This window comes from Comamonas sp. 23, assembly GCF_049601575.1.
In the GTDB taxonomy this organism is placed as follows: Bacteria; Pseudomonadota; Gammaproteobacteria; order Burkholderiales; family Burkholderiaceae_C; genus Comamonas; species Comamonas squillarum.
Window position 1 is genome coordinate 515,154 of the sequence record NZ_CP187127.1, and the last position, 12,332, is coordinate 527,485.

Annotated in this window: 14 protein-coding genes; 5 read left to right on the forward strand and 9 right to left on the reverse strand. The window is 66.8% G+C overall.

The genetic code is table 11. The annotated features are described in order from the left end of the window. Positions 1-42 precede the first annotated feature (42 nt). The 3 genes from ACPEE1_RS02125 to ACPEE1_RS02135 form a co-directional block, all read right to left on the reverse strand. Positions 43-1,314 carry a sensor histidine kinase gene (locus tag ACPEE1_RS02125; protein ID WP_116926754.1) on the reverse strand — a complete coding sequence of 424 codons (1,272 nt, stop codon included), beginning with the start codon at positions 1,312-1,314 and terminating at the stop codon, positions 43-45. 37 nt (positions 1,315-1,351) lie between these two features. Further along, a complete protein-coding gene (locus ACPEE1_RS02130) occupies positions 1,352-2,080 on the reverse strand; it encodes a response regulator transcription factor (RefSeq protein ID WP_043340843.1) in 729 nt (242 codons plus the stop codon). Positions 2,081-2,209: 129 nt separating this feature from the next. Next, the gene (locus ACPEE1_RS02135) at positions 2,210-3,559 is read right to left on the reverse strand and encodes an AmpG family muropeptide MFS transporter (RefSeq protein WP_116926755.1); all 1,350 of its coding nucleotides are present in this window, start codon (positions 3,557-3,559) and stop codon (positions 2,210-2,212) included. A 161-nt stretch (positions 3,560-3,720) separates the two neighbouring features. On the opposite strand from ACPEE1_RS02135, the gene ACPEE1_RS02140 reads away from it, so the two are divergent. The 5 genes from ACPEE1_RS02140 (at position 3,721) to cysC (ending at position 7,018) form a co-directional block, all read left to right on the forward strand. Then, entirely contained in the window at positions 3,721-4,422 is a 702-nt protein-coding gene (locus ACPEE1_RS02140; RefSeq protein WP_116926756.1) for a helix-turn-helix domain-containing protein, read from the forward strand. A 78-nt stretch (positions 4,423-4,500) separates the two neighbouring features. After that, positions 4,501-5,445, forward strand: a complete 945-nt coding sequence (locus tag ACPEE1_RS02145; protein WP_243419382.1) for a DMT family transporter — start codon at positions 4,501-4,503, stop codon at positions 5,443-5,445. Positions 5,446-5,533: 88 nt separating this feature from the next. Then, positions 5,534-5,887: a DUF6916 family protein gene (locus tag ACPEE1_RS02150; protein WP_116926758.1), complete on the forward strand. Its 354-nt coding sequence runs from the start codon at positions 5,534-5,536 to the stop codon at positions 5,885-5,887. After that, the gene (locus tag ACPEE1_RS02155; protein ID WP_182344072.1) at positions 5,877-6,395 is read left to right on the forward strand and encodes a GNAT family N-acetyltransferase; all 519 of its coding nucleotides are present in this window, start codon (positions 5,877-5,879) and stop codon (positions 6,393-6,395) included. The genes ACPEE1_RS02150 and ACPEE1_RS02155 overlap by 11 nt, the downstream gene beginning before the upstream one ends. Further along, positions 6,392-7,018 (forward strand): adenylyl-sulfate kinase, encoded by a 627-nt coding sequence (gene cysC / locus ACPEE1_RS02160; protein WP_116926760.1) that lies wholly within the window; start codon positions 6,392-6,394, stop codon positions 7,016-7,018. The genes ACPEE1_RS02155 and cysC overlap by 4 nt, the downstream gene beginning before the upstream one ends. 24 nt (positions 7,019-7,042) lie before the next feature. Here the strand turns inward: cysC and ACPEE1_RS02165 are convergent, their stop codons facing one another. From ACPEE1_RS02165 to ACPEE1_RS02190, 6 genes are read right to left on the reverse strand one after another with little or no spacing between them, the layout of a single operon-like run. After that, positions 7,043-7,567 carry a phage tail protein gene (locus ACPEE1_RS02165; RefSeq protein ID WP_116926761.1) on the reverse strand — a complete coding sequence of 175 codons (525 nt, stop codon included), beginning with the start codon at positions 7,565-7,567 and terminating at the stop codon, positions 7,043-7,045. Positions 7,568-7,587: 20 nt separating this feature from the next. Beyond that, positions 7,588-8,733, reverse strand: coding sequence for a hypothetical protein (locus ACPEE1_RS02170; RefSeq protein ID WP_423935061.1), 1,146 nt, complete (start codon positions 8,731-8,733; stop codon positions 7,588-7,590). Continuing rightward, complete coding sequence (locus tag ACPEE1_RS02175; protein ID WP_182344068.1) at positions 8,730-9,755, reverse strand: sulfotransferase family protein; 1,026 nt, start codon at positions 9,753-9,755, stop codon at positions 8,730-8,732. The genes ACPEE1_RS02170 and ACPEE1_RS02175 overlap by 4 nt, the downstream gene beginning before the upstream one ends. Further along, positions 9,743-10,597: an aspartyl/asparaginyl beta-hydroxylase domain-containing protein gene (locus tag ACPEE1_RS02180; protein ID WP_116926764.1), complete on the reverse strand. Its 855-nt coding sequence runs from the start codon at positions 10,595-10,597 to the stop codon at positions 9,743-9,745. Before ACPEE1_RS02180 ends, ACPEE1_RS02175 begins: the two co-directional genes overlap by 13 nt. Further along, positions 10,594-11,556 carry a collagen-like protein gene (locus ACPEE1_RS02185; protein WP_133248176.1) on the reverse strand — a complete coding sequence of 321 codons (963 nt, stop codon included), beginning with the start codon at positions 11,554-11,556 and terminating at the stop codon, positions 10,594-10,596. The genes ACPEE1_RS02180 and ACPEE1_RS02185 overlap by 4 nt, the downstream gene beginning before the upstream one ends. Further along, positions 11,553-12,191: a hypothetical protein gene (locus ACPEE1_RS02190; protein ID WP_133248177.1), complete on the reverse strand. Its 639-nt coding sequence runs from the start codon at positions 12,189-12,191 to the stop codon at positions 11,553-11,555. The genes ACPEE1_RS02185 and ACPEE1_RS02190 overlap by 4 nt, the downstream gene beginning before the upstream one ends. Between the last annotated feature and the right edge of the window lie 141 nt (positions 12,192-12,332).

Sequence of the window (12,332 nt, forward strand, 5' to 3'; positions counted from 1 at the left end):
CAGCCGCTAGGCAAGACCCTTTGGTGCGTGCTTGAGCCGCTGTCACACGTTGGGCGGAGGCAGCGCTTGTGCAGGTGCGGTGCGTGCCAGCGGTGCCAAAGGCAGGCGCAGCACAAAGACTGCGCCGCCACCGTCACGCCCCTCGCAGTGCACGCTGCCTTCGTGGCGTTCGGCAATCGAGCGCACCAGGGCCAGGCCCAGGCCCACACCGCCATGGCGTTCGCTGGCGCCAGGCATGCGGTAAAAAGATTCAAAAATGCGCTCGCGCTGGTCGGGCGGCACGCCGGGCCCCCGGTCGGCCACGCGGATCTCGGCATAGGCGCCTTGCTTGTCCAGGAACAGGGTGATCGGGCCCTGGGAGTAGCGGCGGGCGTTTTCCAGCAGGTTGCGCACGGCGCGGCGCAGCAGCTTGGCAATGCCGCGCACCTCGATCGCATCGCCGTGCATGTCGGCGACTTCCAGATCGGCCTCGACCCGCGCGCACTCTTCGGCGCACAGGCCGATGATGTCGATCATCTCGGGGGTGCCCACATCGGCCTCGCGCGCGCCCAGGCGGCTGGCCAGCAGGATCTCGTCGACCAGCTGGTCGAGCTCGGCGATATTGCGCTGGATCTCCTGCTTGAAGGTGGGCGAGGGCTTCTCGCCCATCAGCTCCACCCCCATGCGGATGCGGGTCAGCGGGCTGCGCAGCTCATGCGAGGAGTTGGCCAGCAGCGATTTGTGCGCCTGCACCAGTGCCTCGATGCGGGCGGCGGCGGCATTGAACTGCTCGGCCAGGTCGCTGACCTCGTCATTGCCGCGTACATCGACGCGCACGGACAGGTCGCCATCGCCAAACTGCTTGACGCCTTTGCGCAGCGCTTCGAGCCGGCCCATCAGGCGGCGGATGATGGGGAACACGCCGACCACGACGACGACACCGATGAGGCCCAGCATCCAGAAAAAGCCAAACGGCGGCTTGACCCAGAACCACCAGGGGCCCAGGTTGGGCGGCGGGGGGCGGTGGCCTTCGCCCCGGCCGGAGCGGCGCTGCAGCTCCATCTCGTAGGTGCGGCCCTGGTCGTCTTCAATCAGGTAGAGCACCAATTCGCTCGGGTCGCCGGGCTGGCGCACCGCCTCGCCATGCAGCAGCACTCCGCCATCGGCACTGCGGATCAGCAGCTCGCGCGCGGGCGGCTGCAGCGGCGTGGCGTTTTTCTCCGCCGCCGCCTGCCAGGCCCAGCCAATCACCAGGATCAGCACGGCCACGCCGCCCACCACGGTGAGCCAGATGCGCAGATAAAGCCGCTCGGCGAAGTATTTGTAGAGATGCATGCGTGCAAACGTGCAAAGGGGGCGCTAGCGCCGGGTCTCAGTCCTGCTGTTTGGCAAACACATAGCCCACGCCGCGCACGGTCAGGATACGGCGCGGGTTTTTCGCATCGGCCTCGATGGCGGCGCGGATGCGGCCCATGTGCACGTCGATGGAGCGGTCAAAGGCTTCGAGCTCGCGGCCGCGCACCGCTTCCATGATCTGGTCGCGGCTGAGCACGCGGCCGGCGCGCTCGGCGAGGGTGACCAGCAGGTCAAACTGGTAGCTGGTCAGGTCGGCGGGCTTGCCGCTGATGGTGACAGCCCGGGCGTCGCGGTCGATCTCCAGGCTGCCAAAGCGCAGCACCTGGCTGGCCGGGGCCGCGGCGCTGCCGCCATCGACGCGGCGGCGCAGAATGGCGCGGATGCGGGCGAGCAGCTCACGCGGCTCAAACGGCTTGGGCAGGTAGTCATCGGCGCCCACTTCGAGGCCGATGACGCGGTCCATCGGGTCGCCCTTGGCGGTGAGCATCAGGATAGGCACCTGGGCCGCGGGGCCGCTCAAGGTACGGATGCGGCGGCAGACCTCCAGGCCGTCCAGATCGGGCAGCATCAGGTCGAGGATGACCAGGTCGGGCGACTGGCCGCTGGCCGGGTCCTGCAGGGCCGACAGGCCGCTGGCGCCATCGGCCATGTGGCTGACCTGCAGCCCCGACTGGGCCAGATACTCGCTCACCATATTGGCCAGACGCTCGTCATCTTCGATCATCAACAGTTGGTGGGTATGCATGGCAGTCATGGTTATGGGCGGGAGAACCCGCAGATTTTGCTATAGGGGGCCATCGTGGCACGCTGGGGTCGCGCCGGATTGTCCCTGCCGTAAAGTTTGGTAAACCGCACCGAGCTCCTGTCAACGTTCTCAAAACTCCCCAGTGACAGGTCTGATGCGCGAGGCCAGCCAGACCAGCACCAGCACCGGCAGCCCCAAAAGCGCCGTCGATACAAAGAACTGCGCATAGCCAAAATGGTCCACGTACACGCCCGAGAAGCCGGCGATCCACTTGGGCAGCAGCATCATCATCGAGCTGAACAGCGCGTACTGCGTGGCCGAGTAGTTCACGTTTGTCAGGCTGGACAGGTAGGCGATAAAGGCGGCCGACGCAATACCGCCGGCCAGGTTGTCGGCCGAGACCACGGCAATCAGGCCCGCCAGGTCATGGCCGCGCGTGGCCAGCCAGGCAAACAGCAGGTTGCTGCCCGCTGAGAGCACCGCGCCCAGCATCAAGACCCGCATCACGCCGATGCGCATCGAGATCACGCCGCCAATAAAGGCGCCGACCAGGGTCATGATGACGCCAAAGATCTTGCTGACCGAGGCGACCTCGGCCTCGGTGTAGCCCATGTCCACATAGAAAGGGTTGGCCATGATGCCCATCACCACGTCCGAGATGCGGTAGATCGCAATCAAGGCCAGGATCAGCACTGCATGCCAGCCGTAGCGGCCGATGAAGTCGGCAAACGGGGCGACCAGTGCCTCCTGCAGCCACTGGGCGGCATTGCGGGCGGGGGTCATGGGCTTGGCCGCCGGCTCAGGCGACAGCAGCACGGTGACCACGCCCACCAGCATCGAGGCGGCCATCACCATATAGGCAAAGCCCCAGGCCTGGCGCTGGTAGTCGCCCGCGCCCTCTTGCAGGCCCAGGGCCACCAGCCACAGCACGCCGGCGCCGGCCCAGATCATCGCGATGCGGTAGCCGGTCTGGTAGGTGGCGGCCAGCGCGGCCTGGCGATCGGCGTCGGCCGATTCGATGCGGTAGGCATCGAGCGCAATATCCTGCGTCGCCGAACCAAAGGCCACCGCCAGCGCGCACCAGACCACATGGTTGAGGTGCAGCTGCGGATCGACCCAGGCCATGCCCAGCAGGCCGGCAACTACCAGGCCCTGGGCCAGCAGCAGCCAGCTGCGCCGGCGCCCCAGCAGGCGCGTGAGGCCGGGCAGCGGCAGCCGGTCAACCAGCGGCGACCAGACCCATTTGAAGGCATAGGCCAGGCCCACCCAGCTGAGGTAGCCGATGGTGCTGCGGTCGATGCCGGCCTTGCGCAGCCAGAACGACAAGGTGCCCAGCACCAGCAGCAGCGGCAGGCCGGCAGAAAAGCCCAGCGCCAGCATGCGCAGGCTGGCCGGCTCGGTATAGACGCGAAACGTGTCCGCCCAGGAGCGGCGGGCGGCGGGGGAGGAGGCGGTAGCGGGCGAAGAGGTGTCGGCCATGCGGACGAGGCGTACAGTAAAAAGGGGTGGGCCAGGCCAGGCCCGGACAATGCGCCAATATACGCTGATCCGCGCTGCTGAACGGGGCAAGCGGCGCAACAAGGGGTCAGGGCCCACGCTTGGCTACACTGTGCGCTATGCACTGATGCACCGCTGCTGCCATGGCCGACCACCACCACCACCGCTTGCTGGCTCCTGACTACTCTGTTCGCCACTACGAAGGCGAGCAGCAGGCGCACAGCCATGACCATGTGCAGCTCTTGTATGCACTGGCCGGCCGCATGGAGCTGGAGGTCGATGGCAAGGCCGCCTATGTCGATACCGCCAGCGGCGTGGTGATACCGGCGGGTGCCACCCACGCCTACCTGGCACAAAAAGGCAGCGCGCTGGCCGTGGTGGATGTGCCCGACGGCGCAGACTGGGCGCAGATGCGCCGCTTTGCCGCCCCGCCGCGCGACTGGCTGGCCACCCATGCCTCGGCCTTGACGGTCGCCCAGGCCCATGTGGCCTGGGTGCAGCAGTCGCCCGCGCTGCTGCTGCGCCGCGTGCTGGATGTGCAGGCCATCACCGCTGCGGTACGGGCCGATCTGGCCGGCGACTGGCGCACCCCCCAACTGGCGGCGCTGGCACACCTGAGCGCCCAGCGCTTTCATGTGCGCTGGCAGGAGCTGACCGGCAGCACCCCCCAGCAATGGCTGCGCGACCTGCGCCTGACCGAGGCCAGCCAGGCCCTGGCCGCCGGCCAGCCGCTGGAGACCACGGCGCTGCGCTGCGGCTACAGCACGGCCAGCGCGCTGGCCTATGCGCTGCGGCGCGATCGCGGCGTGGGCAGCCGCAGCCTGCGCAAACGCGGCGGCGCATGATGCGCTGGGTGCGTTTGGCAGCCCAGCCACAAGCGTTTCTCGACATTTGCCCCGGCCCCGTCGCGGCACCATAGCGGCATGACACAGACTTCCAGCGGCATGGCATCCCCCGCCCCTTCTTCATTTTTCAGCGCCTCTGCGCAAGGTATTGCGCTGGTCGCCATTGCCGGCGTGCTCTGGGGCACCAGCGGCACAGCCCAGTACCTGGGGGCTGCGGGGCTGTCGCCGTTCTGGGTGGGGGCTGCGCAGCTGGCGGTGGCGGCGGCATTTTTGGGCCTGAGCCTGCTGTGGGCGCGGCGTGGCAGCACCGGCAGCCTGGTGCTGCGGCCCCGCCAGGCGGGGCTGCGGCTGTCGTCGTTCTTCTGGGCCTCGCTGGGCATTGGCGGCTATAGCGTGTTTTTCTACGCCGGCCTGCAGATGGCCGGTGTGGGCGTGGGCACAGCCGTTGCCATTGGCAGCAGCCCCATCTGGGCGGGCCTGCTGCAGGCCGTGGTGCTGCGCGCGCCACTGTCGCCGCTGTGGTGGCTGGGCACCTTGGTCAGCGTGGCCGGCGGTGTGGCCATGGTGATGGGCGAGGGCGGCAGCAGCCAGGTCTCCTGGCCCGGCTTGGCGCTGTGCCTGCTGGCGGGTCTGTCCTATGCCGGCTATGCGCTGGTCAACAAGCGCCTGGTCAGCCATATGTCCCCCAAGGTGGTGAACTTCTATGTGTTCAGCGGCGCGGCACTGCTCGCACTGCCGGTGGCCGCACTGTATGCGGGCATGCCGCAGTGGAGCCTGTCTGCCGTGCTGGTTGTTGTCTACCTGGGCGCCGTTGTCTCGGGCATTGCACATTTATTGTTCTCGATGGGTCTGCGCCATATCTCGGGGCCCACCGGCGTGGCGCTCAGCCTCATCGAGCCGGTGGCGGCCTTTGTGCTGGCCGTGTGGATCGTCGGCGAACACCAGCCCTGGGTGGCCTGGGTGGGGCTGGCCGCCGTGCTGCTGGGGCTATGGGTGGTCGTGAAAGCCGAGATGCTCAGTTGACTGCCGGGTCGCACATGGACGGCGTGTTCTGCAGGCCCGGCGATAGAATGGCGCTCTTGCCACCACGGACTGCGTTTGCTGCCCCTGTATGACCTTGCCAGACACCACTTACCAACTGGATGACGCCGTATGGACGCGGGTGTTGACGCAGGAGATGGCCAGCCAGCTCCAGGGCCAGTCGCTGGTCTTTCTGGCGGGGGACACTGCCGGGCAGACGCAGCAGATTCCGCTGTTGGTGACCGCTTTTGAGGCGCAAAGCCGAGCCGCCCCCGGCATGGCCGCATACCGGCTCAATTTTCAGGGCCCGACGGCCCCGGTTCTGCCCAGCCAGACTTACCGCGCACGCCATGCGGAATGGGGTGATTTTGCGATCATGGTGTCCGCCACCGGCGCCGATGCGCAAGGCGTGTACTACGAAGCCCAATTCAGCCATGCCCTCTGAGCTGCCTGCGGCCCTGCAACTGGGCAGCTTGCAGCTGCGCCAGTCTTTGGCGTCAGATGCGGATTTTTTACGTGCTCTTTACCGCGATGTGCGCAGCGATGAGCTGGCGCTCACCGGCTGGCCACCCGAGGCCATCGATGCCTTCTGCCATTCGCAGTTTGATTTTCAGCGTCAGCATTACCGCAGCTACTACCCCCAGGCGCTGCATTACCTGGTTGAGCGGGATGGCCAACCGGTTGGGCGCCTGATCGTCGATGACAGCGCTGATGCACTGCGGGTTGTCGATATCTCGCTGCTGGCTGCACAGCGCAGCCAAGGCCTGGGCAGCGTGCTGCTGCGGTGGCTGTGCAACCACGCCGACGCGCAGCAGCGGCCCATGGCGCTGAGTGTGGAGCCCCAGAACCGGGCGCGCCATCTATATGGGCGGCTGGGCTTTGTGCAGCTGCCAAGCGATGGGCTGTACTGGACCATGTGCCGTGAGCCTGCCAAGACGGAGCCTGCCGAATGACCGGCCGACCCGATCCCGCTGCTTTTATCTTTCCGCCAGGCCAGGCGGTGCTGCCGGCGCAGCGCGCCGCGCTGATGGGCCATGCGCCCTGCTGCATTTGGCTTACCGGCTTATCGGCCTCAGGCAAGACCAGCCTGGCCCATGCGCTGGAGCGGGCCTTGCACCAGCGCGGCTGCCATACCTATGCGCTCGATGGTGACAACCTGCGCAAGGGGCTCAATGCCGATCTGGGATTCAGCGCCGAGGCGCGGGCAGAAAACATCCGCCGCATGGCCCATGTGGCGCGGCTGATGGTCGATGCGGGTCTGGTCGTTATCGTCTCTGCGATTTCGCCGTTTGCAGCAGACCGGGCACAGGCGCGGGCCTTGTTTGCGCCAGGAGCTTTTGTCGAGGTCTTTGTCGATACGCCCTTGGCTGTGTGTGAGGCGCGCGATCCCAAGGGCTTGTATGCGCGCGCTCGGCGCGGCGAACTGCGCGACTTTACCGGTATCGGCAGCCCGTATGAGCGGCCGCTGCAGCCGGAGCTGCATCTTCAGGGCGAAGATTTGGCGCCTGAAGTTGCTCTGGGCGCCGTGCTGGCTTATCTGGATGCGCTGGGCTTGGAACAGAAGCGGCCCGGCTGAGCGGGTTGCTGAAAGAACACCCTCTCAGTTGCGCGATGGGAAGATGCCTTCAAGTGCAATGATGAAATTTATGCCCAGATAGGGTTGCATGATGGAAATCGGCTGTGACCCACCAGCGATGCTGCTTCCACCCAATGGGACCGTTGTACCTACCCCACTGGCCTCAACGTACTGCGCGTCTCGCTGGTTTGATTGCGCCAGGAATGCGCCCGTAGCCGGAGCCTGTAGCGTACCTGCTGAAGTGCTAGCTATTGTGGGGTGGTTGTGTTGGGGGAGTTGCTGCAGGTTCAACGTGATGGTTGGGGTTCCACTTTGCTCCCCCAGGGTGACGAACGGAAGCCCTGGTCCTTGACCGGCGCCTACCGGCACCCGACCCATCAAATTTGGAAGCTGAAAAGTGGTCTGCCCATTGCCACCATAGGTGGTTCCTAAAATGGAGAACAAGGCTGGATTTTGGCTAATAGCGAGTGTCTGCCCTGCACAGTAAGCCCAGCCCCGCGGGGCAAAATTACCGGCGAACATAGTGATCATGCCAATAAACGGTTCCATGGTCGGTTCCTTTGATGTTGTTAGGTTTGCAGATAGCCATTGAGCCATCCACTGATAAGCGGGGTGGCTGGGCGGTTGAATACGTGGTTGGTTGAGGTCGTTATGCGCGAACTAACCGCGCGCGGGCCCTGCAGCACCGACATCATCCAAGCCTCGTGCAACGCAGAAGCAGAAGGGCCTTGCGTACTTTGGTCGAGGGCAGCCGCAATGCTGTAACCCGCCTCGGCACCCATCAGGGCAGCAGCGGTCCAAGGCAATCCAACCCGCTCAAAACGTTGCTTCCAAACCGGCTGAGCCTGTGCAGCGCTGGGCCATGCACCGGCGGTAACGGCATTGCCGCCGGTATGCACATCCGCCAGCCAAGGCAAGCCAGCCAGTCCCCAAGCGCCTTGCGACTGGGCGTGAGCCTGCCACCAGCGGCCAAAGCGGGCCAACTGCGGACCAGAGTACAAGGCCACAACGGCATCAGGCCGGTGGCTGAAAACGGCAGTGCGCAAGCCGTCAAATTCCGCGCTCTGCGGCCCAAACTCGCCCACATGGCGAGCAACCACCCGCCCCCCCACCGCCCGGTAGGCATGCTCAAACGTATAGACAAAGTCATAGCCCCCTTCCATCTGCCCAACAGCCAGCACGGCCCGAGGGCCTAGCTGTTGGTAGACGGCCTGCGCCAGCTGCGCGGCGCTGCCGCACAGATCCAGGCTATGGCGCACGACAGCCTGGGGCTGGCCGGGCTCAGCGGAGGCAGGCAGATCGGCGCCGGTATCGCTGGCCCACAGGGGCAGGCCCAGGGGCTGGGCATGGGCAGCGACCTGGGCTTCGACGGCGGGCGGCATCCAACCGACAACACCATGCAGCTGGGGCCGCTGATCGATCGCCGCGGTGATGCTGCGGGCGGCGCGGTTGGGGGTGGGTGGGGCTTCCACCCAGTGCAGCTGTACAGCAACGTCAGGCCGCTGGGCCAGGCCCAGCTCCAGGCCTCGGCGGTAGTCCGATCCCAGATCGGCCACCTTGTGCGACTGGGGAGCGACGGCCAGCAGTTGCCAGGCCTTGGAGGTTTGCCGGGCCGGGGCACTGGGCGCCAGCGCCTGCGCTGCGCTCCAGCCACCGGTCGTGCTGACGGCCACGCTGGTGGAGGCGAGGAAATGGCGTCTTGGAATCATGGTCATATAGCGGCCTCGGAGAGAGTCTCTGCGCGGTCATGGGCTTCGCACCGGGCCCGCAATTGCTGGTAATGGGTGGCCATCCATTGCTCGGCCAGCGCGCGCAATGCAGCGTTGGCCTTGGCATGTTTGTTGTCTGTGTCCTGGGCAAAGGGCTCATGCGGCCGTTTGCCGTGGCGCGACAAACGCTCGCGCAGCGCTTGCATGGCTTTTGCATCAGGTTGCCAGGACAGCCGTGGCAGAACCAGTTGCTCAATGGCCTCGGGCAGCTGGGCATGGTCCAGCACCAGCGCTTGCGCCGGATCGGCGACGCGTGCCATGTCCGCATAAATGCGGCCCAGCATGCGGGCGCAGTACTGCTCGGGCGGCATCGTGGCCTGCTCCAGCAGGCTCAGGCCCGGCAGGCCGAATGTGGGGCCAAAGGCACCGGGCACCAGGTAAAAGGCGCGTTCCTGCATTTGCGACACCAGCACCGCCAGCGGCTCGCGCGTCAGGAACACCGGCAAGGCCTCGGGCCAGGCCTGCATCAGCAGCGGGGCCTGGCCGGTGTTCCAGGCGTCGATCTTGAGGCTGGCCGATTGCAGTGCCGGGCTGGCCGCGTCGCTGCGCTGGGCCCAGGCGCTCATCCAGGCGCGCAAGGCAGCGATGGCTTGCGCGGGGCTGAGCCAGCCGTTGACCAGCGCTTCGCGCAGCAGGAAATCGACGGGAGGCGGCTCGGACATCGCCAGGTGGTGGGCACTTTCGGCCAGGGCCTGGGGGAACAGGGTGGAGCCGCAGCGCGAGACATGGAAGACCAGCAAGCAGGGTGCCATGCCCGGCGACTGCGCGTGCCAAGCCAGCAGCACCTCCAGCGGTGTCTGGCGGCGAAACGCCTGGTTGAACGGGGTGCCCAGCAGCGGCTTGAGGCTCTCTTGGTAGAACGGTGCGCGCAGCGGCGCATCGCCCAGGCGCGCCCAGTCCACCATGACCTGGGCCCCATCCCAGTACAGCCGAACGGGCCGCCAGCCCCGGAGTGTCAGAGCATCCATTGGGCATTCCAGGCGCGGCGCCCGGCCTTCATCGCCGATTCCACATCGGAGGCATCAAACACCAGCCCCTGGGCCTGGCCCAGCGCGATGCTGCGGGCGCTCAGACTGGCCAGATCCGGGCAGCCGGCCAGCGCATCGGCCAGAGATTCTTGCACAAACACGGCCTGGCGAAACTGCGCAAAGGCCAGCCAGGGGTCGCCGTCATCGGTGGCAGGCTCGCCCTGGTCACCGGCTGCAAAGGCCTGTGCCAGGCGCTCGTCGACCAGCACATCGGCCACCAGGTGGATGCGCGCCTTGCCGCTGCGGTTGCGCACGCGGTGGGGCAGGGAGACATCGGTGTACCAGCATTCGCCCACGCGCATCGGCACGCGCTGGCCACCCAGGTGGAAAAACACCTTCTCTTCGGTTTGCAAGGGGATGTGCAGCCGGGCATCGCCCTCGGCGGCACACAGGCCCGCGTCGGTGTGTTCCATGATCTCGCTGTCGGGCTGCAGGCGCATCAGGCGCACCGATTTGCACTGCAGGTCCAGGCTGCGCAACAGCTCGGCAATGGCCGGGCAGGCCTGCAGCGCTTCGCAGTCGGTATAGGCGTCCACGTCTGCATCCATCGGCATGATGTCCGATGGTGCCTGGGCAGACGCCCGCAAGGCCAGCGCCTGCCAGCCGCCGTCATGCCGGCCCTGGTTGAAATGCATGCGCCACAGCGATTCAGGCAACTGCTGGGCTTGCTGCAAGGCGGCCGCTACCTCCAGGCGCCAGGGCAGGCGCATGGTGGTGATGCCCTGCAGGCGCAGACCCTGACGGGGCTGGGCTGGTGGGCAGGGAGCGGCTGCTAGGGTCATGGGACGGCGGGAGCGACCGGAGCGCAGAGCGCGTAGGCTGTGCAGCTCAAGGAGCCATCACCCACGAAAGAGTTGAGCACGCGTACCGTCCAGCCTTGCGTGCCGCCACAGCTGGCAGGCGTGCCTGGTGCACTGGCCGAGACGCGCACATCAAAGTTCGCATTGCCACCCTTGGCATTGGCCGCTTCGTAGCCGCCACCCACCACTTGTTCGTTTGCGGCGCAGCAGGCCGAAGCCTGGCAGAGTTCACCTGATTTGGTGTCGGAGCGCAGATTGACCGCAGCAATGGAGCCTGGCGCACCTGTTGCACCGGTAGGGCCGATGGGGCCCTGGGGACCGGTCGCACCGGTGAGGCCAACGGGGCCTGGAATGCCTTGTGGTCCAGTGGGGCCTTGTGGGCCAACCGCGCCTGCAGGGCCTGTGGAGCCCGTGGCGCCAGTCGCACCCACGGGACCGACTGGGCCGGCGGGGCCTGCGTTACCCGTGGGGCCGACCGGGCCAACGGGGCCTGCTACACCGGTCGTGCCCGTGGGGCCTGCAGGGCCTGTGGCGCCTGCGGGACCCACTGCGCCTGCAGGGCCAATTTCACCGGCAGGGCCGGCAGGGCCAGCGGGGCCGGTGGCACCCACCGGGCCAGCGGCACCTTGAGGGCCCGTGGGGCCAGCAGGGCCCGTCGCCCCGGTGCCAATGCCGTCGGCGCAGCGCAGCAGGCGGCCCGTGGCGGGGTCCATACACAGCTGCTCGGTACCGGTGGCCGGCGCGGAAGGCAGCGGCGGGGCATAGGTCTCGCCAGTTCCCTGCACCCGGAACAGATCCTGGTTGGCCTGGCCCTTGATGACAAAGCCCGAGCCCGCCGCCGGCTTGAAGCTGGTATCGGCGGACCAAGCGGCGCTGGCAACCAGGGCCATGATGCCGCCGGCCAGCCAACGGCTGTGGAAGAAGGAGGTGACGAGGTTCATGGCTGGGTTCTCAGAAAAGAGCGAATGCGGGCGGAGCGCAAGGCGCCCCAAGACAGAAGCGAAAGCAGCAGCGCGAGGCTGGCCGTCCAGCCCAGGCCGGAGACTGGCACGGCGACGGGCGCGGTGCTGGGCGGTGGGCCGACATAGACATTGACCAGATTCACGTTTTGCTGGGTGACTTGTGCGCCGGGGCCCAGCGTGAAGGTCGCCGGTTGGCCGGCAGCGGTGGTGATCTGCAGCGGCTGGCCTGGCTGGCCCTGCAGCACCAGGCTGCCGGTGACCACGATATTGGCGCCGTTGGGCAGCACAAAGCTCTGGCCACTGCTGGAGCTGAGGGTGAGGTTGGCCACGGTGGTGACGCCGGTGACCGTGATGCTGGCCCCGGGGGCGGCGCAGGAGCCGTCAAACACCATGGCGCTGGCTGCGGCGTTCAAGCTGCCCTGGTTGCGGAAATCAGAACCCAGTTGGATGCTGCCCTGGGCATCGAGCACGCCACCCGCTTCAATGAGGAAGGCACCGGCATTTTGCAAGCTGCCCCCATCCAGGGCGTAAGTGCCTGCAATCGTGACAGATTCACAGCCCAGATCCTGGCTGCCTCCGCCCAGGCTCCCTTCAGAGCCGGCGGGGATTTCCATCTGCGCCTGTGCGGCGGAGGCGAAGCCGACCGCGAGGCACGCGGCGGCAAGAAGACGCAGGTAAGGCATGGGCGGCCCGCTTTGCTTGGAAGCAAAATGTAATAAGGTGTCGATTTGTACCAGAGCCCACCATTGTTTGCA

Coding starts and splice junctions, on each gene's coding strand:
- ACPEE1_RS02165 (WP_116926761.1), bottom strand. CDS start 7,567: ATGGAACCGTTTATTGGCATGATCACTATGTTCGCCGGTAATTTTGCC.
- ACPEE1_RS02125 (WP_116926754.1), bottom strand. CDS start 1,314: ATGCATCTCTACAAATACTTCGCCGAGCGGCTTTATCTGCGCATCTGG.
- ACPEE1_RS02175 (WP_182344068.1), bottom strand. CDS start 9,755: ATGGATGCTCTGACACTCCGGGGCTGGCGGCCCGTTCGGCTGTACTGG.
- ACPEE1_RS02185 (WP_133248176.1), bottom strand. CDS start 11,556: ATGAACCTCGTCACCTCCTTCTTCCACAGCCGTTGGCTGGCCGGCGGC.
- ACPEE1_RS02130 (WP_043340843.1), bottom strand. CDS start 2,080: ATGCATACCCACCAACTGTTGATGATCGAAGATGACGAGCGTCTGGCC.
- ACPEE1_RS02145 (WP_243419382.1), top strand. CDS start 4,501: ATGACACAGACTTCCAGCGGCATGGCATCCCCCGCCCCTTCTTCATTT.
- ACPEE1_RS02155 (WP_182344072.1), top strand. CDS start 5,877: ATGCCCTCTGAGCTGCCTGCGGCCCTGCAACTGGGCAGCTTGCAGCTG.
- ACPEE1_RS02140 (WP_116926756.1), top strand. CDS start 3,721: ATGGCCGACCACCACCACCACCGCTTGCTGGCTCCTGACTACTCTGTT.
- ACPEE1_RS02135 (WP_116926755.1), bottom strand. CDS start 3,559: ATGGCCGACACCTCTTCGCCCGCTACCGCCTCCTCCCCCGCCGCCCGC.
- ACPEE1_RS02190 (WP_133248177.1), bottom strand. CDS start 12,191: ATGGAAATCCCCGCCGGCTCTGAAGGGAGCCTGGGCGGAGGCAGCCAG.
- ACPEE1_RS02180 (WP_116926764.1), bottom strand. CDS start 10,597: ATGACCCTAGCAGCCGCTCCCTGCCCACCAGCCCAGCCCCGTCAGGGT.
- ACPEE1_RS02170 (WP_423935061.1), bottom strand. CDS start 8,733: ATGACCATGATTCCAAGACGCCATTTCCTCGCCTCCACCAGCGTGGCC.
- ACPEE1_RS02150 (WP_116926758.1), top strand. CDS start 5,534: ATGACCTTGCCAGACACCACTTACCAACTGGATGACGCCGTATGGACG.
- cysC (WP_116926760.1), top strand. CDS start 6,392: ATGACCGGCCGACCCGATCCCGCTGCTTTTATCTTTCCGCCAGGCCAG.